This window comes from Streptococcus parasanguinis (assembly GCF_001073155.1).
Taxonomy (GTDB): Bacteria; Bacillota; Bacilli; order Lactobacillales; family Streptococcaceae; genus Streptococcus; species Streptococcus parasanguinis_D.
In genome coordinates this window covers 33,484-59,505 of record NZ_JVEE01000031.1, presented here as the reverse complement: position 1 = coordinate 59,505, position 26,022 = coordinate 33,484, and the positions used below count along the sequence as shown (strand labels likewise).

33 protein-coding genes are annotated in these 26,022 nt (G+C 38.8%); 9 read left to right on the top strand and 24 right to left on the bottom strand.

Annotated elements, in window-relative coordinates; all coding sequences use genetic code 11:
- Positions 1-31: 31 nt before the first annotated feature.
- From ADH92_RS05050 to ADH92_RS05040, 3 genes are all read left to right on the top strand, one after another.
- Complete coding sequence (locus tag ADH92_RS05050; protein ID WP_049497597.1) at positions 32-976, top strand: DHH family phosphoesterase; 945 nt, start codon at positions 32-34, stop codon at positions 974-976.
- Between the two features lie 110 nt (positions 977-1,086).
- Entirely contained in the window at positions 1,087-1,656 is a 570-nt protein-coding gene (locus ADH92_RS05045; protein ID WP_239681849.1) for a lantibiotic ABC transporter permease, read from the top strand.
- Between the two features lie 161 nt (positions 1,657-1,817).
- The gene (locus ADH92_RS05040) at positions 1,818-2,060 is read left to right on the top strand and encodes a type B 50S ribosomal protein L31 (RefSeq protein WP_021153079.1); all 243 of its coding nucleotides are present in this window, start codon (positions 1,818-1,820) and stop codon (positions 2,058-2,060) included.
- Here the strand turns inward: ADH92_RS05040 and ADH92_RS11195 are convergent.
- Positions 2,053-2,232, bottom strand: a complete 180-nt coding sequence (locus ADH92_RS11195; RefSeq protein ID WP_049497593.1) for a hypothetical protein — start codon at positions 2,230-2,232, stop codon at positions 2,053-2,055. The genes ADH92_RS05040 and ADH92_RS11195 overlap by 8 nt on opposite strands.
- Between ADH92_RS11195 and ADH92_RS05030 the strand changes: the two genes are divergently transcribed.
- Complete coding sequence (locus tag ADH92_RS05030; protein ID WP_049497591.1) at positions 2,219-2,638, top strand: SP_0198 family lipoprotein; 420 nt, start codon at positions 2,219-2,221, stop codon at positions 2,636-2,638. The genes ADH92_RS11195 and ADH92_RS05030 overlap by 14 nt on opposite strands.
- A 49-nt stretch (positions 2,639-2,687) precedes the next feature.
- On the opposite strand, the gene ADH92_RS05025 is transcribed toward ADH92_RS05030, so the two are convergent.
- From ADH92_RS05025 to ADH92_RS04940, 19 genes are all read right to left on the bottom strand, one after another.
- Positions 2,688-3,452: a (S)-acetoin forming diacetyl reductase gene (locus ADH92_RS05025; protein ID WP_003006860.1), complete on the bottom strand. Its 765-nt coding sequence runs from the start codon at positions 3,450-3,452 to the stop codon at positions 2,688-2,690.
- A 467-nt stretch (positions 3,453-3,919) separates the two neighbouring features.
- A complete protein-coding gene (gene glpK / locus ADH92_RS05020; RefSeq protein WP_049497588.1) occupies positions 3,920-5,428 on the bottom strand; it encodes a glycerol kinase GlpK in 1,509 nt (502 codons plus the stop codon).
- A 187-nt stretch (positions 5,429-5,615) separates the two neighbouring features.
- Positions 5,616-6,287 carry an ankyrin repeat domain-containing protein gene (locus ADH92_RS05015; protein ID WP_049497586.1) on the bottom strand — a complete coding sequence of 224 codons (672 nt, stop codon included), beginning with the start codon at positions 6,285-6,287 and terminating at the stop codon, positions 5,616-5,618.
- 157 nt (positions 6,288-6,444) lie between these two features.
- Positions 6,445-7,200, bottom strand: a complete 756-nt coding sequence (locus ADH92_RS05010; protein ID WP_049497584.1) for a CPBP family intramembrane glutamic endopeptidase — start codon at positions 7,198-7,200, stop codon at positions 6,445-6,447.
- Complete coding sequence (locus ADH92_RS05005) at positions 7,197-7,952, bottom strand: CPBP family intramembrane glutamic endopeptidase (RefSeq protein ID WP_049497582.1); 756 nt, start codon at positions 7,950-7,952, stop codon at positions 7,197-7,199. Before ADH92_RS05005 ends, ADH92_RS05010 begins: the two co-directional genes overlap by 4 nt.
- A gap of 22 nt (positions 7,953-7,974) precedes the next feature.
- Positions 7,975-8,391, bottom strand: coding sequence for a hypothetical protein (locus tag ADH92_RS05000; protein WP_049497580.1), 417 nt, complete (start codon positions 8,389-8,391; stop codon positions 7,975-7,977).
- Positions 8,392-8,394: 3 nt separating this feature from the next.
- The gene (locus ADH92_RS04995) at positions 8,395-9,282 is read right to left on the bottom strand and encodes a DUF4300 family protein (protein ID WP_049490769.1); all 888 of its coding nucleotides are present in this window, start codon (positions 9,280-9,282) and stop codon (positions 8,395-8,397) included.
- Positions 9,283-9,482: 200 nt separating this feature from the next.
- Entirely contained in the window at positions 9,483-10,070 is a 588-nt protein-coding gene (locus ADH92_RS04990; RefSeq protein ID WP_049497578.1) for an Ltp family lipoprotein, read from the bottom strand.
- A 203-nt stretch (positions 10,071-10,273) separates the two neighbouring features.
- Positions 10,274-10,585, bottom strand: coding sequence for a hypothetical protein (locus tag ADH92_RS04985; RefSeq protein WP_049490766.1), 312 nt, complete (start codon positions 10,583-10,585; stop codon positions 10,274-10,276).
- Positions 10,586-10,735: 150 nt separating this feature from the next.
- Positions 10,736-11,596: a MerR family transcriptional regulator gene (locus tag ADH92_RS04980; RefSeq protein WP_049490765.1), complete on the bottom strand. Its 861-nt coding sequence runs from the start codon at positions 11,594-11,596 to the stop codon at positions 10,736-10,738.
- Positions 11,597-11,816: 220 nt separating this feature from the next.
- A complete protein-coding gene (locus ADH92_RS04975; protein ID WP_049490763.1) occupies positions 11,817-12,260 on the bottom strand; it encodes an 8-oxo-dGTP diphosphatase in 444 nt (147 codons plus the stop codon).
- A 59-nt stretch (positions 12,261-12,319) separates the two neighbouring features.
- Complete coding sequence (locus tag ADH92_RS04970; RefSeq protein ID WP_049490761.1) at positions 12,320-12,859, bottom strand: RDD family protein; 540 nt, start codon at positions 12,857-12,859, stop codon at positions 12,320-12,322.
- 86 nt (positions 12,860-12,945) lie between these two features.
- Positions 12,946-14,694: a glycoside hydrolase family 13 protein gene (locus tag ADH92_RS04965; RefSeq protein ID WP_049497575.1), complete on the bottom strand. Its 1,749-nt coding sequence runs from the start codon at positions 14,692-14,694 to the stop codon at positions 12,946-12,948.
- A 221-nt stretch (positions 14,695-14,915) separates the two neighbouring features.
- A complete protein-coding gene (locus ADH92_RS04960; protein WP_049497573.1) occupies positions 14,916-15,791 on the bottom strand; it encodes an Abi family protein in 876 nt (291 codons plus the stop codon).
- Positions 15,792-15,977: 186 nt separating this feature from the next.
- Positions 15,978-16,154, bottom strand: coding sequence for a hypothetical protein (locus ADH92_RS11285; protein WP_173018723.1), 177 nt, complete (start codon positions 16,152-16,154; stop codon positions 15,978-15,980).
- Between the two features lie 119 nt (positions 16,155-16,273).
- Positions 16,274-17,293, bottom strand: coding sequence for a DNA/RNA non-specific endonuclease (locus ADH92_RS04955; protein ID WP_049497570.1), 1,020 nt, complete (start codon positions 17,291-17,293; stop codon positions 16,274-16,276).
- A 186-nt stretch (positions 17,294-17,479) separates the two neighbouring features.
- Positions 17,480-17,920 (bottom strand): GNAT family N-acetyltransferase, encoded by a 441-nt coding sequence (locus ADH92_RS04950; protein ID WP_049497568.1) that lies wholly within the window; start codon positions 17,918-17,920, stop codon positions 17,480-17,482.
- Positions 17,921-18,005: 85 nt separating this feature from the next.
- Entirely contained in the window at positions 18,006-18,524 is a 519-nt protein-coding gene (locus ADH92_RS04945) for a DUF3278 domain-containing protein (RefSeq protein ID WP_049497565.1), read from the bottom strand.
- Entirely contained in the window at positions 18,511-18,711 is a 201-nt protein-coding gene (locus ADH92_RS04940; RefSeq protein ID WP_003003382.1) for a helix-turn-helix transcriptional regulator, read from the bottom strand. The genes ADH92_RS04945 and ADH92_RS04940 overlap by 14 nt, the downstream gene beginning before the upstream one ends.
- A gap of 412 nt (positions 18,712-19,123) precedes the next feature.
- Here ADH92_RS04940 and ADH92_RS04935 point away from each other — a divergent pair, with 412 nt between their 5' ends.
- On the top strand, positions 19,124-20,011 hold the full coding sequence (locus tag ADH92_RS04935) for a helix-turn-helix domain-containing protein (protein ID WP_049497562.1): 888 nt from the start codon (positions 19,124-19,126) through the stop codon (positions 20,009-20,011).
- 4 nt (positions 20,012-20,015) lie between these two features.
- Positions 20,016-20,837, top strand: a complete 822-nt coding sequence (locus tag ADH92_RS04930) for a CPBP family intramembrane glutamic endopeptidase (RefSeq protein WP_049497561.1) — start codon at positions 20,016-20,018, stop codon at positions 20,835-20,837.
- A 127-nt stretch (positions 20,838-20,964) separates the two neighbouring features.
- Here ADH92_RS04930 and ADH92_RS04925 read toward each other — a convergent pair whose 3' ends face one another.
- The 4 genes from ADH92_RS04925 to relB all read right to left on the bottom strand — a co-directional run bounded on the left by ADH92_RS04925 (position 20,965) and on the right by relB (position 23,291).
- Positions 20,965-21,720, bottom strand: a complete 756-nt coding sequence (locus tag ADH92_RS04925) for an alpha/beta hydrolase (RefSeq protein WP_049497558.1) — start codon at positions 21,718-21,720, stop codon at positions 20,965-20,967.
- 36 nt (positions 21,721-21,756) lie between these two features.
- Complete coding sequence (locus ADH92_RS04920; protein WP_049497555.1) at positions 21,757-22,143, bottom strand: hypothetical protein; 387 nt, start codon at positions 22,141-22,143, stop codon at positions 21,757-21,759.
- 523 nt (positions 22,144-22,666) lie between these two features.
- Positions 22,667-23,005, bottom strand: a complete 339-nt coding sequence (locus ADH92_RS04915) for a type II toxin-antitoxin system RelE/ParE family toxin (protein WP_049497551.1) — start codon at positions 23,003-23,005, stop codon at positions 22,667-22,669.
- Entirely contained in the window at positions 22,998-23,291 is a 294-nt protein-coding gene (relB, locus tag ADH92_RS04910) for a type II toxin-antitoxin system RelB/ParD family antitoxin (RefSeq protein WP_049497549.1), read from the bottom strand. The genes ADH92_RS04915 and relB overlap by 8 nt, the downstream gene beginning before the upstream one ends.
- Before the next feature lie 378 nt (positions 23,292-23,669).
- Here relB and ADH92_RS04905 point away from each other — a divergent pair, with 378 nt between their 5' ends.
- From ADH92_RS04905 to ADH92_RS04895, 3 genes are read left to right on the top strand one after another with little or no spacing between them, the layout of a single operon-like run.
- Positions 23,670-24,473 (top strand): MerR family transcriptional regulator, encoded by an 804-nt coding sequence (locus ADH92_RS04905; RefSeq protein WP_173018722.1) that lies wholly within the window; start codon positions 23,670-23,672, stop codon positions 24,471-24,473.
- Complete coding sequence (locus ADH92_RS04900; RefSeq protein ID WP_049497544.1) at positions 24,470-25,285, top strand: ABC transporter ATP-binding protein; 816 nt, start codon at positions 24,470-24,472, stop codon at positions 25,283-25,285. Before ADH92_RS04905 ends, ADH92_RS04900 begins: the two co-directional genes overlap by 4 nt.
- Positions 25,282-25,998 (top strand): ABC transporter permease, encoded by a 717-nt coding sequence (locus tag ADH92_RS04895; RefSeq protein WP_049497542.1) that lies wholly within the window; start codon positions 25,282-25,284, stop codon positions 25,996-25,998. The genes ADH92_RS04900 and ADH92_RS04895 overlap by 4 nt, the downstream gene beginning before the upstream one ends.
- Positions 25,999-26,022 lie beyond the last annotated feature (24 nt).

The following is a 26,022-nucleotide window of genomic DNA, read 5'->3' as shown; positions in this document are numbered from 1 at the left end:
GTTAAAATTGACAGAGAAAATGAGGTAATGTATGAACGTAATGAATGACATTCTTGAAAAGATTCAAGCTTATAACACGATTATTATCCACCGTCACCAGAATCCGGATCCTGATGCGATTGGGAGCCAGGTGGGCTTGCGGGATCTCCTGCGTGCGCACTTCCCTCAAAAGCGGGTCTTGGCAACTGGCTATGATGAACCGACCTTGACTTGGCTTGCTGAAATGGATGAGGTCAAGGATGAAGATTTTGAGGGAGCTTTGGTGATTGTCTGTGATACGGCCAATACTCCCCGAATCGATGACAAGCGCTATTTGAATGGTGATTTCCTGATCAAGATCGACCACCATCCAAATGACGATGCATATGGCGATCTGCTCTGGGTTGATACAGACTCAAGCTCTACCAGTGAGCTGATTGCACTTTTTGCTAAGGAATTGGATCTCGAACTACCGGTTAGTGCTGCGCGTCTCCTCTATGCAGGGATTGTCGGCGATACGGGTCGCTTCCTTTATCCTGCTACTTCGACTCGGACTTTTGAGATCGCTGCAACACTTCGAAGCATTCCCTTTGATTTTACTGCCCTTGCTCGTCAAATGGATACGATCAATCTTAAAACCGCTAAGCTTCAAGGCTACGTCTATGACCATCTCGAGATCGACGAACATGGCGCTGCGCGTGTGACCTTGACACAAGAGCTCTTGAAGAAATTTGATCTACGTGATTCTGAGACTGCTGCGATTGTTGGAGCTCCTGGACGCATCGATACCGTGTCTGTTTGGGCTATCTTTGTTGAACAGACTGACGGTCACTTCCGTGTCCGGATGCGTAGCAAACGAAAAGTGATTAATGAGATTGCCAAACGTCATAATGGTGGTGGCCATCCACTAGCTAGTGGAGCTAACTCCTACTCCCTCGAAGAAAACGACCAAATCTACAAAGAGCTACAAGAAGTGGCACGCACAAACGAAGGCTGAGAACGGTTTCTCAGCCTTTTTATCTTGGTCATGGGGTTTTCATTTGATCTTTCTTATGGTAAAATAAAGCTAATAAAATTTTTAAGGAGACTTATTATGGAAAAAATCGTTTGTTTATCATTATCTCTGCTGCGGTAGCGATTCTTAGCTCTTTCTTGCCATGGGCAAGCCTGAATGCTGGTGCCTTTGGTTCATACAGCTGGAATGGCCTTCGCGGAGATGGATGGTTCGTTATTATCTTCGCAGTCGTTGCGATTGTCCTTGCTTGCTTGAACGATGTGAAATCTTCACTACCAAAAGGTTTTGCAATTGGTGTTATCGTATCAGGGGCTCTCTCAACTATCGTAACATTGATCGATCTATTTGGTGTAAACAAATATGCTGTTGACTTCAATGGTTATGGCGTTTCAATTGGCTTTGGTTTGATCCTTGCTTTGATCGCATCAATCGCTATTGTTGTAACTGGTCTCTTGGCGATGTCAGGTGGTAAAATCACTAAAGGAACATTCGAAGAACTTGCTGAATCTGGTAAAGGATTTGCACAAACAGTTGGACGGGTGACAACTACTACAGTTAAAACTGCAGTAGATGAAATCAAAAAAGAATCACACGAACACACTGAAGGAAAAGCTGATCAACCAGTTGAAGCACCAAAAGATCCAAATCAATCTGAACAATAATAAGATTATCATCACCTTAGCATAGCTAGGGTGATTTTTTTGATCATTAATTTAAATAAAATTAGTGAAAATACTTGTCAAGATCCTGGAAATTTGGTAAACTAGCTTAGTAACAATCTATGGCTCGGAAAGAGACCATGGCAGAAAGGAAATATTGCAAAATGAAAAAAGATATCCATCCAGAATATCGCCCTGTTGTCTTCATGGACACTACTACTGGTTACAAGTTCGTCAGCGGTTCAACTAAGTACTCTAGCGAAACAGTTGAATTCGAAGGTGAAACTTACCCATTGATCCGTGTTGAAATTTCATCAGACTCACACCCATTCTACACTGGACGTCAAAAGTTCACTCAAGCAGATGGACGTGTGGATCGTTTCAACAAAAAATACGGTCTCAAATAAGAACCAACACAGAACCACTTCCCTTTCGGGAGTGGTTTTTTTGATCTAAAAAGATGAACATATAAAGAATTCTTTCTCCCTTTTCTGAAAAATCATTTTCATTGTCTTCTCCTCTATCCTCTGCTATATTTGGATTATCAAAGAAAGGAGACAAGCCGATGACATTGTCCAAAAAACTCACACTTTCTCTTGCCTCACTGGCAGTTCTTGGTCTTTTAGTAGCCTGCTCGAACCAGACAGCTCAAACACCTGCAAACTCTGCTAGTTCACAACAGGTTTCTTCGAGCACTTCAAGCTCTAAAGGTTCACAAACAGCTAGCCAAGCTGAAAATCTAGACGGTACATACAAAGGGACTGATGAAAATGATCAGATCACTCTGACCCTCTCTGGTAAGATGGGCACATGGGAAGAGGTTGAAAGGGATGGCGAGAAAGAAAGCAAGCCTGTAACCGTTCACTCCGACAATCATACTCTCACTGTGGGAGATGATCTCAAATATTACAAACTAGAAGGTAACCAACTCACTATTGAAGATGACGATCGCGATCCTTCTGATACCATTGTATTAACGAAATAGCATAAAAAATAAGAGGTTAGGATGTTGATCCCAACCTCTATTTATTATCTTAATGGAACTGCATCCCACCATCTACGATAATGGTTTGTCCTGTGATGTAGTTTGAATCAGGTCCAGCAAGGAAGCTGACCGCTGCTGCTACATCTTCAGGTTCTGAAAGACGTTTGAGAGTAATATCTTTAGCGAATGTTTGCATACCCCATTCGTCATCTTTACCTGCGTTCTTACCAACTTCATGAGCAATGTCAAACATCATTGGAGTCTTCACGATACCTGGTGCATAAGCATTGACAGTGATTCCTGAATCCGCTAAGTCACGCGCCAAAGTCTGTGTGATACCACGAACTGCAAATTTAGTACCACCATAAACAGTCAAGTTAGGGTTACCTACAACCCCTGCTTGTGAAGTTGCATTGATGATTTTTCCGCCATGGCCAAGCGCTTTGAATTGAGCTTGTGCAGCTTGAGCACCCCAAATCACGCCACCAACGTTAATAGCAAATGTACGCGTAAATTGTTCTTCTGTAATTGTATCAAGTGGTGTAGTTGGCGCAACACCTGCATTGTTCACGACAACATTCAAATCTCCAAAATGGTCAACAACTTTTTGGAAAGCTGCAGCTACTTCTGCTTGTTTGGATACATCAGCAACGACCGCAAAAGCATTTTCTGCGGACAACTCAGCAACTGCTTTTTCAGCTGTTTCAGCATTGTAGTCCAATACTCCGACCTTGAAGCCATCTTGCACCAAACGTTTTGCGATTGCAAAACCGATTCCTTGACCAGCACCTGTGACAATAGCTACTTTAGACATATGATTCCTCCTTGGTATCAACGATACCAGCAAACGTTCCTATCAGAACAGCAAGGGTTGACAACTAGTTTTGATGGGATCTATTATAAATATCCGACAAAACTATGCTAACAGTATACTCCTTTGTGAAAAAAGTGTCAAACTCTGGCCTGTTATTTTTTAAAAAAAGTTCATTTATATGATATTTTTATTTAGTGATAAGTGAAATAGAATATGGCTTTTAACCAAAACAGATAACTGTTCTATTCTGTAAAAACTACATGAGGCTGGGACAAAAGTCCTAGCCTCTCAATTATTTTTGGATTGTCAAGCAAGACGCAGTGGTTGAGTGGGCTCTACTACGCTGATTTCATCAGCTTTTACAGCCCTACTCAACTGTGCGGAGGTGGGACGACGAAATCGAATTCTAACGAATGACCGATTTCTGTCCCACTCTCTCTCATAAACTATTCATTTGATTGATCCCTTTAGTCATCAGACTCCGCAAATACTTGAGTAGCTTTGACTGCTTTCTTCCACCCCTTGTACAGCTCTTCCTTACGAGATTCATCCATCTTGGGTTCAAAGATTTGAGCTGCTCCATGAAGAGATTTTAATTCTTCCAAGTCTTTCCAATAGCCTACAGTCAGACCTGCTAGGAAGGCTGCTCCTAAAGCCGTAGTTTCCAAATTTTTGGCACGAGCAATCGCAATTCCAAGAATATCAGCCTGAAACTGCATTAAGTAATCATTTTTCGCTGCTCCTCCGTCTACTTTTAGGAGAGGGATAGGAGTCTTGGCATCCACCTGCATGGTGTCAATAATATCACGTACTTGATAGGCAATGGATTGAAGGGTTGCTTTGATAAAGTCTTCCTTGGTTGTTCCCCGGGTAAGTCCAAAGACAGAACCACGCGCCTCTTGATTCCAGTATGGTGCTCCAAGACCCGTAAAGGCAGGAACCACATAGATTTCATCCTGGTTCTGAGACTTCAGAGCATAGGCCTCGGATTCAGGTGAACTGTCGATCATACGCAAGCCATCGCGGAGCCATTGAATGGCACTTCCAGCGATAAAGATCGATCCTTCAAGGGCGTAGTAGACCTTGCCATTGATCCCATAACCAATCGTCGTCAGCAAGTTATTTTCTGATAACTGCATCTCCTCACCCGTATTCATAATGATGAAGGATCCAGTTCCATAAGTGTTTTTGACCATCCCAGGTTCAAAAGCCAATTGACCAAAGAGGGCCGCTTGCTGGTCTCCCGCCATCCCTGCAATCGGCACTTGTCCACCGTAGAAATGGAAAGACGCTGTCTTGCCATAGATTTCAGAGTTTGAACGCACTTCAGGAAGCATGGCTTTAGGAATGTTGAGAATGTCTAAGATTTCATCGTCCCATTTCAGTTCCTTGATATTGTAGAGCATGGTACGGGCTGCATTGGAATAGTCTGTCACGTGGGCAGCTCCATCTGTCAGCTTCCAGACCAACCAAGTATCAATGGTCCCAAAGAGCAATTCACCTTTCTCCGCACACTCTTGTGCTCCTTCTACGTGGTCCAAAATCCAACGAACTTTAGTCGCTGAGAAGTAGGCATCAATGACTAGACCTGTCTTTTGGTGGAAGGTTTCTACATAGCCTTGGTTTTTAAGTTCTTCAGCCAGTGGAGCCGTTTGCCGTGATTGCCAGACAATGGCATTGTAAATAGGAAGCCCCGTGTTCTTATCCCAAACAACTGTCGTTTCCCGTTGATTGGTAATGCCGATCGCCTCGATTTGATTGGGCTTGATGCCACTTTCAATAAAGACCTCAGCGATCACCGACTGAACCGAGTTCCAAATCTCATTGGCATTGTGCTCCACCCAACCAGCCTGCGGGAAAATTTGAGTGAATTCCTTTTGACTAGAGCTAACTTGCTCGCCTTTTTTATTAAAAATGATAGCCCGCGAACTAGTGGTTCCCTGGTCAATCGCCATAATGAAAGTTTCTTGAGACATAAACTGCCCTCCTGAATTAGGTACTTAAAAATCTTGTTCTTTCATAAACTAGTATACTCTATTTCATCATGGATTTGTATCCATTTTTTAAAGAAAATCCGGTCTAACATTTTCCTACTGCTTCCACCTCTATCAGATCAAATTAAAAGAGCCCTGAGGCTCTTTTAACTAGTAGTTCAAATACTTATCAAGCTCTGTTCTGATCTAACCGATTTAAAAACTCCATGGTCGGACTGTCTTGGTAAAGTTCTTTGAGAGGAATCTTCTGATAGACAGCTATTTCGTCCGCAGTCACACCGTAACGAATTAATAGATCATAAATACGATTTAAATCATGACGTAATTCATCCGTTATGAGGACATTATCGCTTGTTTCTTTTGTTTTCCAATAATAAGATGGCAGAACTTCCTTGGTTTCAATTAAAATAGTTTGCAACAAAGTCCCACCATGGCTGTCCTTCTGAGAGATATCGGCCCCAAGTTCCAACATTTTCTCAAAAACCTTGAAAGACTGGTCAGCCTTTTCCTTAGACGAATACATCTCATATTGACTATTCCATCGTTTGATCATGCGCCTACAGTCAAATACAGCTCGTCCTCCGGCTGTTTGGAGGACTGGTTGACAATATGGATTCAGCTCTGTCGGCTCTTCAATAAAGTTAAGATCTGCTCCTCTATCAATGAGTAAGTCTGCAATATCTAAATGTCCCGATTTGATAGCGACTTGAAGGAGCGACTGTCCCTGATCTCTTTTAGGTTTGTCACCCGAAACAGCATTGACTTCTTCAGGCTTTTTATCCAATATCTGACGGACTCCCTCTAAATCTCCTCTTCGCAACAACTGAAAGGTTTTTTGCATGGTCTTTCCCCTCTCTCATTATGGATAAGAATAAACTGTGTTGATACTTTGATCCTATTTCTAGGCTCTTCGTTAAACTGATTATACCATTTTATGGAGTCTACATTGAAGTCCTAAAGGCTAAAGATGACAGACTCCCACCGAAAGAGGTACAACTCTATTTCTCTGATTTTCGTATAGCCACCAGCCAAGAAGCTACTAGGATTTCGCAACTAACCAGAAGGATAATCTGAGGAAGAGAGCTCTGAACCAGCATAAGGACAGCCAGACTATCAATCAGCATATGAGCGAGGATACAAGGGACAGCTCCTTTCGAGTACTCCTTGAGCGCTCCAAATAGGAAGGTATTCCCTAAAATCATCAGGTAAAAGATGAGATAGTTGGACGAACCTGCTGTAATCCAAGGGAGTTGATAGATAGGAATATGCCAGAGGAACCAGACAATGGAAAGAACCATCATTTTAGGTATAAAGTGCTTACTAAAGGAAAGATGATCTTGTAAAAACCAACGCCAGCCTACTTCTTCCAAACCTCCATATAAAAAGGTCCAAGGGAAATAGAGGAAGAAGGCCAAGAGGGAGTTCCCAGTAAAGCGAACGTTCATAAGCAGGATGGAAATCCCATAATAGATGACGGGAACGAAGAAAGCTAGGATCCAAGATAGGGAACTTTCTTTTTGAAGAAAGACCTTTTTGAAAAATTCACCCAAGGAGTTGACTTCACTCAACACCAGAGAAAAGACAGCAGCCACAATCATGGGAATCAAGTTCATTAGGATAAATAGTAGTGAGGCACCCATACTAGTCCTATCTGGGAAAAACCAAAGAATAACTTGCCCTACTAGAACTGTAGCAAGGAGAGCAGTCAATGCATACCAGATAGCGACTGATTGTTTTGAAATAAATTTGCTCATTTTTCTTCCTTTACAGTTACATACTTCTTTCTTGCAATCATGATTGCTAAACTAATAATAAGAATTTTACTGACGATAGATAGCCATACCTCTTCATTCACTAGAATCTGAGACAAGGAATTGATGCAGGCATGGGTCATGACACAGAGCCATAAATTTTGCGTTTTATGATACAAGGCCGATAAGATAAAGCAGTTAGTTAGCAGACCTACTAGAAACGGAAACAATTGAATGACACCTAAAGAACCATCGATGTAGAAGTAGAAAAGATGCCAACTAGACCAGGCTAAAAAGGTGATCACAGTAGCTGAAAGATAAGGTATTTTTTCCTGCAAAGTTGGTTGAAAGAAATAACGCCAGCCAATTTCTTCAACTCCACCAAAAAGAAGAGCCTTGAAAAAGAGCACCACTGGCAAGACCAACGATTGAGTGGTGATCTTGGCACAAAAGATATAGGGGAAAAAGTCGAGTAACAAGAAAACGAGCACTAAACAATAATTAGCTAAACTGTCTTTGACTTGAAAAAAATCTTTTAGAACTTGTTTGAAACTAGATTGATGGTAACTAATGCTTGCAAGACTGCCCCAAAAAGCAGATGATAAGCCACCTAAAACAACAGCAATCATCCCCATTGGTGATGTAAAATCAACCTTGACTCCTCCTGCTCTTAAAAACCACACCAGAAGGCTGACTCCTAATACTTGACCAAAGGTCCCTATCAAATACATGGATAGCGCTTGCTTTCTACTCATTCGTGATTCCTTTTTCTTTCAATTAATTTCCAGTGCTATCTACCTTAAACCCATACCTGCCAGCATTTCGTTTGAGCTTCTCCACTAGCTCTTCATTCCGCTTACTTTTTCCAAAAAAGAAGGGAATAGTCTTTCCATTTCTGAGCTCGATATAAAAAGCATAGCGAGCCCCACCACCAGATCGTCCACGAAAAATTGCATAGGTGATTTGCTTGATCTCTTTCAGTGGGATCATTCGCCGACTGAAACACAGTGCGACATGGATATAGAAGATTCCATAGCTAATATGGAAAGGAGCAAAGAAGGGACCACTACTACCCCTCGCGATTGCCCTTCTTCTCAGGTAAAGAAGAACAGTGGAAAAGAGCAAGAAAACTAACACATATAGAATCGGAGCATACTCCATTATCTTTCTAAATTCTAACACGCTGTCTTTCATCCTCTACTTCATCTCAACCCATTTTTCATTGTCCATGATAAAGGGCTTAGCCAGACCTTCGCCTGTGTAGTCTTGGTATTTGGTCTCCAAGTATTTGTAGACATCTTCCTTGGTCGCAAACTTGATGGCTTGATAGGGCTCTTCGAAGGTTAGCTTTTCGACAAAGAGATAGCTGTCCTTGGCAGGTACCAAAACGCCCACGTGACCAACAAAAAGGGTATTACCGTCAAGGTTATCATGAACGATGACAGAAAGCATGCGCGCATTTTCATTGAACTTGAAATGAGCAAAGTATTCTTCCATCTTCTTGGCATGGACCTTGACATCTGTTGTCGCCTCTGTCGGAACCCGTGAATACAGAATGTTAAAAGCTTCCTTGTCTGCCTCATCGAAGATCTTCCCTTTGTCAATGGCATCATTATCCACGAATAAAAGTTCACTATCCGCTTTCATCTTAGGAATCTCGATGCGATTCTTCAGAAGAGTATAGCTATTGATCCGGCAGTTGGTCCCGACGAAATCGCCCTTTTTCTTGGTCCACAAGTCACTGATCTTCTCAACATTGTAGTCTGTTTTCTTGAACTTACTGAAGTCACCCGTCAAGCCAACAGAGCCGACAATGCTATCGTAGTCCGTTACTAGACCCAGAAATTTATCTACACTGTCCTGATCCAAATAAGTAGATAAAAGAGTCCGCACTTCATCGACACTCGCCTTGCTGTTGAGGTTGCTGTAGCTTCCCTTGTAGCGCTCCTTATCTGAACTAGATTTCTGCACAGTGGAACTTTCCTGCTTTTCCTTGGATTGCTTTTGGTTGCTACCACAAGCCGCTAAAGCAAAGATCGCCAAGGCGCAGCTTGTAAGGAGCATGATTTTTTTAGATGGTTTCATAAACTGGTTCCTTCTCTATTGATTAAAATGTTTGTTCTATAAATTTTTCATATCGATAATCCTTTTCCTCTATTATAGTTTAAAACTGGCTTTGCTCCAACTATTTTTTACGAAATGAGAAAAGTTTATAAGTAGCAAAAAAGAGCTGGCAACTGTCCAGCTCTTCAATATATTACAAAAATCAAAATTAAAACTATTGTTTAATTCGACCAATCTATTTTGGCATGTTCTATTGCGTACTCAGCTTCTTCTTGAGTAAATTTTCTATTTTCAACAAGTATTTCTAATAACCGTTCTTTCGAAATCTTGCCACCGTTTGCAGAAGATTCCGCTTCTTTCACAGCTTCCTCTTTCCAATCGAAATGAACTTTTTCTATAGCATAATCAGCCTCTTCTGGAGTAAATAGATCAACATTTACAAGTTGCCCAACTAACTTTTCTTTTGAATAATGAAACTTTTGATATGATTTTGCTCTTAAAACAGCCTGCTCTTTCCAGTCTATATTAAGCTTATTGACAGCGGACTGGGAAATATACTCTGAATACATGCCATACTTAGTAAGATAAATTTTAATTTGTTGCTTCGATAAAGGAGATTTCTCTGACCAAGATTTAGCTTTTGCATATGCCCTTGTACTTACTGGTACTAGTAAATTTTCTTTCGGTTCTGGAAAGCTTGATCTATGATGAGCCGCTTCATAAGCTCGAATATATTCATTATACATCATAGCTAACATTCCTAACATCAATCCAAACATTGTAAAAATAAATATCAAAAACTTTTTCATCATGACTACCTTTACTTGTTTTTCTCCAATGAAATTTTCATCCCTCTGGAACTGCTTTCATTAGTATTATATCATGAAATATTGTTCATTTTTATTTACTAGTGTAAAAGTCTCTATGGCTAGTAAATAAAAAAGTGACTGCATTTCAACTGCAATCACTCATTCAATTGTGTGATAAAAAAATAACAAAGTATTATATTAGATTATTTAATCTTATGTTTGTTCATCTTTTCTTCAAAGATGGCTGTCATAATCATGCGGAGCTCTTCTCCTTCTTTTTCAGGAAGGTCTCCTTGACGTTTCGCCACGGCATAAAGTTCAGGGTATTGCTTAGCTACACGCTCAACTGTCTTGGTCGTCGCATGCCCTCTGACAAAGAAAGGAATACGCTTGATCCATTCTTGCGAGACTAAAGCGAGCAACTTCTTCGCTGCTTCTTTATCAGAAATCTCAGCTGTACTCAATCCTTGCTTGATTTGTTCTTGTTCTTTTTCTGTAAAATCTTTTAATTCCATAGTAAATTCCTCATTTGTTTATCTAAGGACATATTATACACCTATGTAGGGGAAAGTACAATTAAAGAAACTGAAAAATAGAACAAGGGTAAGCCATTCCTGACTCTATCTCTTAATCGTTAAATCTTATGAAGTATATTGATTTCCGATTTACTGTGGAGCATCTCCCTTTTGCTTTAAATAATAGTCACTTGCCTCCGTTAGTTTTTTATAATAATGATCGTAACTCTTACTAAATTGTCTAATCAGAGGAATAGCTACTTCATAGTAGTGATGGTTAATCAAAAATGTTTTCAGTTGATCTTGAATGTGTTTCATTGGACTTGTTTTGTAATCATCACTGTTCAAATAGCGATCATAAATAGAAATTGTGTCCTTATTTTCATTATTCCACTTTTCATAACTTTCTACCGCAGCTATCTTAGCTTCATTAACCTCTTTTAAGGTCTTCATATTAAAACTAGAACTCAGTTCATCAACATAATCCTGTTCTTCTCTGCTTAACTCAAAGGTTGGAAGGCTATCTAAATATTGAATATACTTCTTAAATGCTTCTTCTCCATCTTTTGACAAGGGCTCCTGTAAAAAAGGTTGATAGGCAGCAAATAAGCATTGCCCCAAGTATCCTGGAAATGCTCTTTCGAGTCTCTTATAAATGGAGTCCTCAGCTTCGATGACCGCAAGTTTTTCATTGATCAGATCCGTGTCTGCACCTTTTATATAGAGATCAAACACTACTTTCCGTTTCTCATCACTTTCTAGTTCTTGCTCTTTTCTTCTGAGAATACTAGATGCAGTAGCCCCATCTGACTTCAGACAGTCCTTTATTTCTGTTATGCTTAGCCCTAATTTTTTAAACAAGGCAATCTTATTCAGAATCTCCACATCCTTTTCCGAATATTCCCTATACCCATTTTCTAGTCTTCGAGGATGAATAAAACCTTTTTCTTCATAGTATTCTAGTGCTTTTCGAGTTAAACCTGTTATTCTTTGAATATCATTTCTTAACATAATCTTGCACCCCCTTAACTATATGATACTCCTGTCCCCAAGGGACATGTCAACCTTTACCTTATAAACAGAAGACAATCATTTTTCTAATCTCTTTTATTTCTTATTATAACAAGGTTCCACGAATATATCTGTCATAAAAAAAGAAAAACAGCCAACCATTGGGTTAACTGCTAAAAAAAGTTATCAAGTTAATTATTAGAAGAATCAGCGTTCAATTTCATTTTAAATCGTACTTCCAGTCTTCTCCATCTTGGTAGTAGAAAAATTCAGACAGGTCTTCTTCAAGGAAAATACGAAGCATATCCTCCATATCTAAGGAGAGGTCTAGTTTTGGCAATTCTTTCAGGTCCTCCCACCAGACTTTCCCCTCTTCAGAGGATATTAATTCTCCGTCAAACTTTTCTGTCTTATAAAAGAGAACTACATAACGAATGCCGTCTTCTACCCAATCTTTCATTCCACAAATCTGGGGAGAAGCTATCCTTAAGCCAGTTTCTTCCTTCACTTCACGGATCACTGCTTCCGTAAATGACTCTCCCACTTCGACATGACCTCCAGGAAATGTAAGGCCTGGCCAGTCCTCTTTTTTACGATCCATAACAAGAACTCTATCGCCATCTCTTACCATACAAAGATTCGTAAACTCGACGTTTTCATTCATATAGATACTTCCTAACTATGTGTATTTTTTCATTGAGGACAGAATAGACAATCTGTATCCTAGTCACCTTTTTGCTGAACTTGCGTATGGGCTAGCAGGTCTCCAAGATGCCTCTTATCTTTCCTAAATATCGTCATTGCTAGTAGCAAAACTGCGAGTAGAGTTGCTGAAATAGAAAGGATAATAGATAACACATCAAAATCACTATAGAAGCCATGAATCGTGCCCATATGACCGAGTTGCCAAGGTAAAAATTTGATGACGTTTCTAATCAAGCTAGCCTGCACTGTTTTTTTCAGGTAGACCAGTTCCAGTCCCGCTTTTACCTTCCCAAAACTGCCATCATTTTTATAATCCAAGAATGTGAACAGGAGCGTGATTGGCAAAACAGAGGTGAAAAATACAAGCCACTGTGACTGAATTTCTGTAAACTCTGGGACGCCATTAAAAAAGATGATGTAAATAAGCATCGAACCTAAAAACAGAAGTACTAAATAAGCTAGAATGAAAAGATAATCAAACAGAAATTCTGTCATTCTTTTTTTAAATGAAATAGGATTGATTGCTAATATCTTCATCACTGTCTCCCCCTTTCTCATCTCCTATTATAATATAAGGGCACGAATAAAGAAACTATTAATAAAAAAGAAAGACTGCAATCTTTCGATTCCAGTCTACTTCATTCCTAATTTTCTCTATAAATAACAAATCCATTCGGTTGAATGATCAATCGATCATCGGAAATGGTCCCATGGCTGATCAGATCTGCTTGTCTTCTTTCTAATACAAATTCTTTCTTAGAGTGGTTAAAGTAGGCTTTAAGAAACTGTCCTTCATGCTGCCATTCTACTGCTACTATATCTGGCTCTACTTCTTCTAAGCTCACTTTACCATGTTGAATCATGCCCGCCACTTCTTTTCGTAGCTGGATCAATTCCTTCATAAAGTTCAGCATGTCATTGTCCGCTGACACGCGCTCCCAAGGCATGACACGGCGGCAATCTGGGTCTGGGCCACCGATGAGGGCTAGCTCCGTTCCATAATAGATACACGGCGTTCCCCGTTGCAGATATAGGAAGGCGAGGGCAGACTTGACAGAATGAAGATCGCCTTTAGCCGTCGTCAAGATACGCTCTGTATCATGGGAGTCTAAGAGGTTGAACATCACCTCAGAGATCTGTTGCCTGTAGTACATAGACTGGCTATTGATCTCCCAAATGAAGCGTTGCGTCTCCTTATGCCTACGCAGGAAATAATCCTTGATACTCTCAGAGAGCGGATAGTTCATCACTGCATGGAACTCATCACCATTGAGCCAAGGTTGAGACGAATGCCAGATTTCCCCGAGGATATAGAGGTCTGACTTCTTAGCCAAGACCGCCTTACGGAAATCCCGCCAGAATTGATGGTCGATTTCATTGGCCACGTCCAATCGCCAAGCATCAATATCAAACTCTTCAATCCAGTAAGTCGCAACCTTCAAGAGATAGGCCTTCACCTCTGGATTAGCCGTATTGAGCTTAGGCATATAGCCCGCAAAGGCAAAAGCATGGTAAGACAAGTCGCGACTATTCCACAGATTTTCTGAGGAGACAGGGAACTCTTTGATATGGAACCAGTCCTTGTAAATCGAATCCTCCCCGTGTTTGACCACATCCTGCCATTGGGGTGAATCATAACCAATATGGTTGAAGACGGCATCCAGCATAATCTTCATTCCACGCGCATGAGCCTCTTTCACTAGCTGGCGGAAGGTGTCCTTATCACCAAAATGTCGATCAATTTCAAAATAATCAATGGTATCGTATTTGTGGTTGCTTGGAGATTCAAAAATCGGGCAAAGGTAGAGCCCTGTAATCCCTAACTCCTGCAAGTAGTCCAAGTGATCGATGATCCCTTGTAAATCTCCACCAAAGAAATCCAATACTTGAGGAGCAATAGAGGCATCCCAAGGGCGGACGCCTTCTGGTGAAATGGCTGGATTCCCATTGGCAAAGCGCTCAGGAAAGATTTGGTACCAAACCGTCTGCGCCACCCAATCTGGAACAGCACACCCATCAATCTCATGGATAAAAGGAAGCTTAAAGCCGTTCATGACGAAGTCCAGGTTCTCCTTGGTGTAGGCTGCTACACCTCGATCTCCGTACAAGGTCTTCTCTCCCGCCGTGGACTCTAATTCAAAGAGGTACTGGATCCGGGCATGGCGGACAGATACCGACACTTGCCAATAATCAAAGAGGTCGTCTGTCGTCACCTTGTCCATTTCCTTAGTTGCCTCATAAAGATCCTCTATAAAAATAAAGGGATCCCCATAGTGCAAGACAATCCGTTTGATATCTTCTTTCTTGGTCCGGATGCGAATATGAAGCTGCCCGTCCTTATAAAGATAGGCATACTCCGATTCAGGCCGATGATAAATCGCTGTTAATTCCATCTGTCTCGTCTCCTACTATACTCTCTTTTCATCATTTACCGTTTAATGCAAACGATTACACAAAACTCACTCTAGTATACAACTTTAGAAAAAGGTTTGCAAGAGCTTGTGAGATAATTTTAGACTACTAACTTGTTAAGATTCTAGTGCAACACAAAAAGCCCAGCAATTGGGCTTAAAGATCTTTGTGGAATTATTCTTAAATAGTTATTTCAATATTTTTATTTCTTTAGTACTTCTTTCCAATTATCAATAAAGCCAATATGATGGAGATGAATCGCTTCTCGATAGCGTTGAATAAGTTCTGATAATTCACGTAAAAATCCATCATTCCATTTTTTCTTATCAGGATAAAGGCATTTAATAGCATAAAGTTGGGCCATTAATCTATTTTTTAACTTGCTATTTTCATGCATAAAAGAAGGAAGTTGACCAGGGATTTTTGTAAAGCTTGTATAGTATAGTCGATTATAATGAGCACAGTAATTTCTTAAGACTACAGAAACTTCTAGATAGGTTCTGATTTGAGAAGATTTTAGACCAACATTGTTAGCAATAGACTGTTGAACATCTGTAGGAGAATCGGCAAAAAATTTTGATGTCATACCAAAGGTGAAAAACTCTACTAAAACCCAAATAGGGAACACTCCATCATATTTTATCTGATGATGTTTATAAATAGGACTTTTCTTCCTATGTCCTAATTCTTTGTCAATACCTTCCAAAAATTCATCATGTTTATGAAATTTATTAAAAGAAGTTTTATCTTTATAAGCTAAAGCTCCGTATAGTTTCCCATGATAGTAGGCAACTTGGGTTCTAAAGTATAATTCAATATCTTCAATGTACTTAAAAATGAGCAAGCGTAACTCTGCATCAAAACAGTAAATTTCATAGATCTTTTCTAAAGAAACCTTATTAGAATCATATTTCTGCGTTTCCTTATCACGAAAAGGTAAAAAATAAGCAGTTAGCCTATAATAATTAACCTTCTTCAAAATATCAATCGCAAACTCATCCGATTTGATATCTATACAACCGTGCTCAATTAGTTTAGCTACTTGCTCTTTCCAAGTCTTAAATTCTTTAACATCCATAAAAACTTCCAGATAAAAAAATGTCCGCCTTGTCACATCAAAGAGAGGTGGGCGGTCCTATTAACTACATTATACAGTTTTTACTAGATAATTCAAGTGTTATTCGTATTTTTTAAAATTTACTTACACAATTATTCATACAAACAGAAAATTAAACCTACAAGTATAGTTCAAAAACAGATCATTCTAGTTTGCACTTTCCAGAATGGCCACTTCTCTCAGTCGCTCCACGTCTTCTACCGTGGGATGCCATCCTTCAATCATATTGGTGCTAAGAGCAAACCAGACGCTCTTAAAAACCTTTTTGTTGTCAAAAATCACACCCATAATCATCATTTTTTCTTTATCTACATCTAAGGTCATATTCTACCTCCGTCCTATTATTATAGCATATTTTCAATCATTTTAGTTCTCCTATTTAGAACTTACCCTACACAAAAAGCCCAGCAATTGGGCTTTCTCATCATCTAAATGACTGATACTTATTCCTTACTTGTATGCCGCTTTCCAAGACTGAGCGCTTGCTCTTCTGACATTTCAACTACTTTGGCAAAGTTAGTATTTCGTGGCATGCTATCCTTAGAGTACCAATAAACCTCAGCACTTCCATTTCTGGCCACATAAACAACTGGAGCTAGTTGACGAGTTGGCTCTGTAGGCTCTACAGGTTGAACTGGCTGTGCAGGTCCTGCTGACTGACTCGGTTGAGGGGCTTGACTTGGTTTCGTCTCTACAGAAGGACTGGCTGGTTGTGGTTGACTACTTGGTTCCGTCGGCACTAAAGATGGCTTAGCGGTCCCCTTCAGATAGTCAATGGTCGCATTCTTGGAATAATTATCCAAGGTAACGGTGGTGATCCCATAAGCATCTACTGACTCTTTGGGGCTACTTAAATTGATTGGTAGGAGGTTGCCATCTCGATCAATTCCTACATATTGCAAGGTCACCTGCCGAGGAATCACTTCATCCCCAGTATAGACAGGCGTCACCTTATAATCCAGCCAATAATTGGGATGGGTGGCCAACCAGCTATCGAGTCGTTTCTCGTAGTAGAGCATACCTTCCACATTACTATCTGCTGTCCCTTTATAATTTCCCGTATTGGTCCAGGCAGTTAGAGCAACCAGATTTTTCCCTTCATTGGTCAGTCCACTAAATTGATAGCCAATCAGATGCCCTCTATGGAACAGCCAGGCCTTCTTTCCTTTGTTTCCATAAGCAATCTTATAATTGTGCCAGCCAACCGGATTATAGTTGAGACGTGGTTCTCTTTTTTTCTTTGGCTCATCCTTGTCCTGCAGCTGAATATGGGCTGAGGTCGCACGACCTAAATGATCAAAATCCCCCAGTACAAGCTGCTTACTGCCATTAAAAGGCAGTAGATGAAGTCTCTGGTAATCGAGGCCCGTTTGCTGAGCTTGAGCCCCTTGAACAATGGCCAAGGACATAAAAACCGAGACCATCGCAACAATAACATTTTTCAAAAATCGTTTTGTAACCATGATTGAAACTCCCACATTTCTATCTAGTGATATTATAGCAGAAAAAAGCGGTTACAAACATAGAAGATAGGCAATTTCTTCTCCTATGTCAATTAGATTTTTTAATAAGTTTATTTTTACTTTAATATTCTTTAGTGTATAAAATATTGACTATTATTTTAATACATAAAATGATACACAACTATTCTAAATCAACTTATATTCATACCACTCTTCATCTACTTTCTGAAATCCCAAAGCCAAAAACATTCTTTGACTTTGAGTATTAAAAGGATAAATTTGAGCAGTTACCTTAACCATTTCTTTCTCTTTGGCCAACTGTATCATTTCAGAAACACATCGTCTTCCGATATGTAAATTCTGATACTCTTTGCTGATCACTATAGAAAGCTCTGAATTATCTTGAAGTGTCACATCTCCAACTAACACTCCCTCATATTGGATATAATAGCAAGAACCATGTGAAGATAGGTAATCATACATTTTATGAAGTTTTGTTACATCGTAAATCTGATCAGTATTATCCACTTGTTTGCAAACCTCGCTATCTTGATACCAAAAAAGGGAGATCTCATCATTCCTATAATAGGGAATAAGCACTATCTGATCGTCTACTATTCTATTCATACTTACTCATTTCTTTCATCATAATGGGTTCCATTTACTTTTAGCTTAATCTTAATAAAAATATCCAGTCTTATCTCTGATGGATCTACTCCCGAATCACCTTGATTTTTCTTCTATTTGCAATGAAACTACTCAAGAAACTGATAATGGTAATCAGCCCAATGACAAGAGGGAAAATAAAAGTGAAATACATTTCAAAGCTTATCTTATTTTCTTGTAGCAATCCTGTTCTCCAAAGACCGATAGCAACAAAAATAGCCAGTCCCATCACAATCAAGGTTTGAAGGAAAGTTCTTTTTAGCATTTTTTTCTTCGCCTCTCCTACTTCACCTTCTGAAACCTCATAGATATCGAGTTCCAAACGATGAATCACCTGCTCTTGTTGGTACAGAGAGTAGCAAAATACTAAAAACGTGATCACACCGACACAATCTGTAGTGAACATGAAACTGAGCAGGAATCCAAGGATAATCCCCGACATAAAGAGCATGTACATGTTGTTCCCAAAGGTACTCAATTCTTTTTCCTTGTATTCGTCAAGCTCACCTGTAATATCGTAGAAGGCTTTAACACATTTCAATTGCCAGTTTTTATTCATCATCATCGATCCTCCAAAATAAAGAATTCAAATCCGTCCCAAGCTCTTTTGCCAGATTGATACAGAGATCTAAGGAAGGGTTATACTTCCCATTCTCAATCATATTAATCGTTTGCCTGGAAACTCCAATACTTTTTGCCAAAGCCAATTGAGAAAGACCAAGATTGACTCTGTATTCTTTCACCCGGTTCACTTGGCACCTCCTAATCACAAATGTGTCAAATATATTTGATACATTTATTTTACAATATTAGTTGTTTAATGTCAACTATATTTGACATCGTTTTCTAAAAATATTTTCTCAATTTTTTAAAAAAAAATTGAACTGCACCCCAAAAGTTAGATTTTTTTCTGTCTAACTTTTGGGGTGCAGTTCAGATTTCAAAATATTATTTTTAATTCTATTATTTGAATGTATGGTAAAATAACTAAAATAATGCTAAAAATCAACGTTAAAACGATAAATGCCACGCAAAGTAGCAAAAATAATGAGAATGCAACCTCTACTTGCTTGTGCTGTAATCATCGTTTATTCTATACTAAAATCAGTCATATTGCTACTTTATGACAAATTACATCATAGAATATAGAGGAGGTCATACAACATGACATTTGCTGAAAAATTAAAATCCATACGTAAACAAGTAGGGATGTCACAAGAACTTTTAGCTGAAAAAATCGGTGTATCAAGACAGGCTGTAACAAAGTGGGAAACTGGTGCTGGAATTCCAGATATCGAAAATATGATATCCATTTCAAACCTATTTAACATCTCTATCGATGAGCTAATCTGTAATGAAAGAACTAGTCTTAAGACAAGCGAATATCTTTTTGAGAGTATCACAGAGTATGATATCGATAAGATCAAGAGCTATGATATGAAATTTGGAGGCGCAGAAAAGTTTGTATTGTCCGGATACAAGGGAGAAAAGATTCGAGTTCGTCTGGTATCCAATCTTCTTTCTACACTTCAAAATGATTTTAAAGTAAAAATTGATGATAGTAGAAAAAGAATTGACCTAGATGTAAAACGTTACAATGGTGTAACAGAGGCAACGGCTAAAGAAACGGTCAGTATCTTTGTGCAAATCCCAACTCGCTATATTAGTCACATTGAATGCGCGGTTCGTGCAGAGTCTGTAGAAATTCACTCCCTAGAATGTGACAATATCGAACTTGACCTTAAAACATCTCGTATTACCCTAGAAGATATTTCAGGTAAAGTAAAAATAAACTGTAATCTTGATATGGAAGTATTATGTCATTCATTAAACGGTGAAGTTGACATTAACCAGATTTCAGCAACATCCAGAATTCGTATTCCTGAAAACAGCCTATTTACTGCTGTTACCAAAGGGATTGGAACAAATATTTATTATGAAAAAAATGGGCAAAAAACTGAACCTTTCGATTCACCCGATGCAGATAATATAATTGAATTGAATGGTATTAAGAGTGAACTAGTTATCTATACAGCTGAAGAAAGAGGGTAACTAAATGAATGTAAATTATTTAAAAAGATACATCATCAGTTCTTATGTACTTGTTTGGGCACTCATTATTTTTGTAGCAGCTCCTGCAAGTTTAGTATTTAAGATTCCACCTGTTATCATGTGGATTGTACGAAATATCATCGCATGGTCTCCATCATACCTTCTTTTATTTGGATGGAAGTATTTCAGGACTGATGAGAAAAGAACAACTTTCCTTAAGCGGTGTTTCTCTGCTAAAGTGTCGTTACTCCCACTTCTATCTTCATTTGGTCTTACATTTGGGCTCAGTATTTTATCACTCTTCCTCTACTCACTTATGACCCAAAAAACAATGCTCTCCTACATCAATCTAGGAACCGTATCATTGCCACTAAGTATTTTCTTATCATTTACATCAGGTCCGACTGGTGAAGAATTAGGGTGGCGTGGTTATATGAGAGAAGAATTTAATAAAAAATATCATTTTTTAAAATCCTCTATTTACCAAGGCCTAGTCTGGTGTTTCTGGCATACACTTCTGTGGGTAGTAGATTCAAAATTTACGGACTGGCGGGCCGTTCCTTATATTATTGCTAATATAGTTGTGATTACATCTATTACTATTTGTATGAATATTATTTTGGAAAAATATAATAACCTGATTTATTCTATTTTCATGCATTTTGGCTTTAATATTGTATATGTATTTTTGGATGCTGATATCGGATTTTTTATCATTTTGACCTTGCTATACCTACTTATCACTCCGATTGCAATTCATATACGTAATAAAACTGTGGAGAGATTATCATGGGAAAAATCCACCATTAACCGTACAAAATTTTGAACCTATTCTGAGAAAAAGTCCAACAATTAACTTTTAAAATGAAATCACTTGCAAATTCCTTAGTTTAGTCATTATTTAATCTATCGCTATTTCACTCTATTACTGTTTCAGTAACAAGCTTACCCAATCAACAGTTCGAACTTAATATTTCATTTCGCAGAATCTTAGAGTAGGCTCTAGGATTTTCAGTGATCTTGCGACAGTGACCATATCCTTGCCAAATATGAAATTTGGCTTGAGGATACTTTTGGGGGAGAACTTTTTTAGCAGCTATCAAGTCGAATTCTTTTGAACCATAAAAGAATACACAACTTTTTTGTTCCTCTGGCGTAAGGTTGGGCAAATCCACAAATGCACAATCATGGGAAATATGTTTGATGCTTTCTTCATCCATAGCAATGAAAGAATCTGCCATCATCACTCCTTTTTCTCCATAAAGTGAAACCATCTTTCGAACAGCTAAATCTCTGTTGCGTATAGCTTTTCTATGTTTTTTTAGCAATAGGTACCTAGTAAATACATCAAGCAAAGCTGATTTTGTCCATAAACTTACCCCCTCAAAAACAACCTTACCAAACCCGATATCCTTATATTTCAATAATTTTAGTAAAACGACTCCACCCAAGGAAGCACCGAACGCTAAACGCAAGTCTTTAATATGATGATCCTTTAAATATTCATAAATCATTTGGCTTTCCTTAAGAGCCGATTCGTAAATGGTCGAAGTTAATTGCCCATGTGCAGATAAATCCGGAATGATATATCTAAACTCTTGTCCCATCTGATCTGCAATCAGCGATTTCATCCCTTGTGCAGAAGATAACATTGGATGGATTAATAATATCGTCTCCTTCTGATTAGAATTAAGATCAAGAATGTTCATTTTTTTCCACCAGATTTCCTTCCTTTACTACTCTTCTTAAGTTTCATCCAGATAAATATTGACTGCTAGGTATTCTTGCTTTTTAGCATAAGCAAATACATCTGAGGCTCTAATATAATCAAAAATATTTTCCTCGATATCTTCGTCCCAGGTGGCTTCACTGAAGATTTGATTATCTTGACTAGCTTCATAGAAAATATCAAGGTGAACTTGATAAAACTCTTCATCTTCATTTGGAGCTTGCCTTACTAACGATAGTTGAAACAAGGGTTTATTAGATACAGCTGAATATGTCCCTGTCTCAAATAAAATCATCTCATCCTCAATAGGAACACTACACAAATCTTCAAAGATTTCTACCATATCCTCTAAAGGCATCTTATCAGTGATTCTATCTTTTAAAAATTCAAGTGATTGCTTCATGCTTTTCCTCTTTCTACATAATTGCCATCAGAAACTAACTTAAAATTAAAAATGACTTATAAATCAAAGTAGTATCTCCTTATTGGAGTTGCTACTATAGATGCCATAACAACTATACCGATGACAATCCATAGCCAGATATTCCTTTGGGCCTATTCGATGACAAAAGCACTAAAATAAAGGATCACCCAAAGCATGGACAGATAGAGAGATCCCACACCTAAAAAAGCCCTGTCATCCAAGTGTAGGGAAATGGTTCCCTGATAAGATAATTCTCTAAAATAAAATAAGAAATAATCTCTCGAATTCACTCAACTTTCTTATCTCTAATCTGGATTTTAACTCAATAGAATGACTAATATCAGCTTGGAAAAAATCTATTAAAAAGTAGAACCTCTACTCCCTTCATTATACTACATAAATAGGATAAAAGACTGAACCATATAGTTTTTACCTTGGTTTCAGTCTTATTTTTTTATAAGAGCCACGTTGTAAAATGAAGTGCAACACAAAGTTCCTCATCCTACTTATAAAAAATCTTGACCCAATCCTGCTTTGCACTTAGGATACGAGCAACATACACTGTATGCTTCTCCATATAATAAAATGCGAGATAGTTCTCTATTGGCATATAACGATAGGGTTTTCCATCATTCGTCATCTCACCATACCCTCGGCTTGATACCAGAGGACACGCTTCTGGAAAAAGTTCTAGGGTCTCAAGAGCACTTAAAAGCAAATCGACTTTACCATCTGCAGCTTGCTGGCTATAAAAATTCACAAGAATATAGTCGTGAATATCACGCAAGTCCTGCTTAGCTCGATCTGCAAGAAAGACCTGATAGCGTTTCAACTTAGTCAAGACCAAATTCCTTTCTCACATCGGCTACAGAAGTGACTTTCCCTTGAGCGATTTCCTGGTGCCCCACTAAAATCTCCTTCTTCAAATCCTCAAAGGCCACTTGATACTGCGTGTTCTGCAAATCACTTGAAACAAATTCTCTTGGATCCACAGTCCCGTTGGCAATTTTTCGAAGTGCTGCATTCAGGACATCTGATACAGAAATTTTTTCATCTGCAAGCACCTCTTTTGTTTTCTGGTAAAACATCGCATCTGCGCGAAAATTCACTGCTTTCGTGTTTGCCATTTCTACCTCTCCTTTGTACATACAATTTGTATATACATTCTACCATACGAAAGAGAAAGTATTCAAGTGAAAGCTGAGTTCATAACTGGTGATAAATAGTTTTGACAGAAAAAGGTGATAGATTGTTCTGTCTATCACCTTGTGTTTGCTATTGATCATCTTGTAATTGTGCTTTGCTTTTCTAAATCATGACACATACTCATCAATAATATTCTAAAGGGTAGGAATCATGTCAATATTTTGTCACATGCTTCATTTTATCTATGACCTCTCTTTCTTTTCTCGAATATGAAAAGGTCTTTTTCAATCAAATTTTTTTAAAATAATCTTGTTCATGACGTTACGTAACGATGTATAATAGGTATGAGGAGGGGAGTAATGATGGCTAAATATAGAGCAATTCCGGAAGGATTTATGACAGTTGGGGAACTTGCTAAGAAAATGGGCGTTACCATCCGTACTCTACAATATTACGATAAAGAGGGGCTGCTTTCCCCATCGGCAGAAAGTGAGGGAGGTCGCAGGCTTTATACCGATAAAGATATAGTGCTACTCCATCAGATTCTATCTTTAAAATCACTGGGATTTTCTCTCAAGGATATAAAGAGCCGTTTGATCTCTTTAAAAACACCTGATGATGTTGCTAAAGCTCTTACTGAGCAGGCAGATGTTCTTCGTAAAAATATAGAGCAACTTAAGGATTCTTTGATCGCAATAGAGCAGTTAAAGGTAGAAGTTTTACAAATACAAACGGTCAATTTTAAGAAATATGCAGACATTATTGTCAATCTACAGATGAAGAATGACTCCTACTCTCTCATTAAGCGCTTTGATGATGATACGCTCGACCAGATTCGCAGTCGATTTGACAAGAAAAGCGGACAAGACTTTATGGACAGGTTGAACCGCCTAAGTGATCAAATCGTGGAGCTTCAGAAAGAAAACGTACCAGCTGAAAGCGAACAATGCCAACAGGTTGTGCAAGAATACTGGAGCTTGATTATGGAGTTTACAAATGGTGATATGAGCATGCTTCCGAAGTTGATGGAGGTTGGGAATATTGATACCGCCTCAAACGCTTGGGAAGAAAAGCAAAAAATCGTCAATGACTATATAGGACCCGCCCTACAAGTCTATTTTTCAAGGCTTGGAACAAATCCCTTTGAGGAGGTGGAACCATGAAAGACGCGATAAAGATTTCTGGATTAAAGAAAAGTTATGGTAGCAAATTGGTTCTTGGGGGCCTCGATTTTCAAATCAAACAAGGAGAAATATTTGCTCTGCTCGGAGTAAACGGAGCTGGTAAAACAACAACGCTTGAATGTATCGAAGGTCTGAGAAAATATGATGAAGGCAAGATAGTTGTAAACGGGAAAACCGGAATTCAACTACAGTCCTCCTCTCTACCCGCTCACATCAAACCGATGGAAGCCATAAAACTCTTTGCAAAATGGAATCATACACACATTGATGATGTTATGCTAAAGGCCCTTGGCATAAAAGAAATTGAAGAGTCGCAATACATAGAATTATCCACTGGGCAAAAAAGAAGATTACATCTTGCTCTTGCACTTATCAGTAATCCAGATATTCTATTTCTCGATGAACCGACAGCGGGACTTGATGTTGAAGGACGACTATCTCTCCATGAACAAATCCGAAAGCTCAAATCACAGGAAAAGACAATCGTCTTAGCAAGCCACGATATGGCCGAAGTTGAAACCTTATGTGACCGCATTGCTATTTTGAATAGTGGAAAGATTGTCTTTTGTGGTACTCCTTCAGAACTGACAGAAAAACTTGGAAGAAAATATTTCATCCATTTAAAGACCCGGGACGGAGAGGAATCTTTTGAAACAGATACGATCGAGGACACTTTGATTTCATTATTGGAAGAATGCAAACAGAATAATATCCAGATACTGGATATTAAGGTTGATCGTGGCACAATGGAGCAGCATTTCATAGAAATGGCAAGGAGGGGATCGGAATGAATGGTTTTTTATATAGCCTAGCATTACAGTGGAAATTGGACATACGAAGTAAGTCTCTCTTGGTTACTTACTATATTGTACCGCTTATTTTCTTTCTTCTCATGGGTGGTATTTTTACTTCCGTTATACCTGATATGGGTAGTACACTCATACAGTCAATGATTGTCCTGAGTGTTTCTATGGGGGCCTTTCTCGGCTTACCGCCTTCCTTGATTGAAACATACGGAAGCGACATAAAAAAGATTTATAAAGCAAATGGTGTGCCTATTCACTTAGGACTGGTGACCATGGTTCTCTCTGCCTTTCTTCATTTGATGATTACCTGCATGGTGATCCTACTACTTGCTCCAATTTTATTTAAAGCAAATCTACCAAGTCAATTTCCCTTATTCTTTCTCGCGCTTGCCATCTACATTTTTGTATCGTTGAGTATCGGAAGTATACTGGGCCTTACTGTTAATAATCAAGCAAAGCTGACCATGATAGGGCAACTTGTATTTTTGCCTTCAATTATGCTTTCGGGGATTATGTTTCCAATTAGTTTGCTACCTGATTTTCTTCAAGTAATCGGGCGTCTTTTCCCCGCTTCTTGGGGATACCGTTTGATGTTAGATAAAGGGCTTCGACTTGAAAATCTATGGTATTTGATTCTTGTATCCTGTATCTCAGTAATGACTTGTATCCTCCTCTTGAATCAGCAAAAATCTAACTAGGTGCCTGAATAAATCCATAGCAAC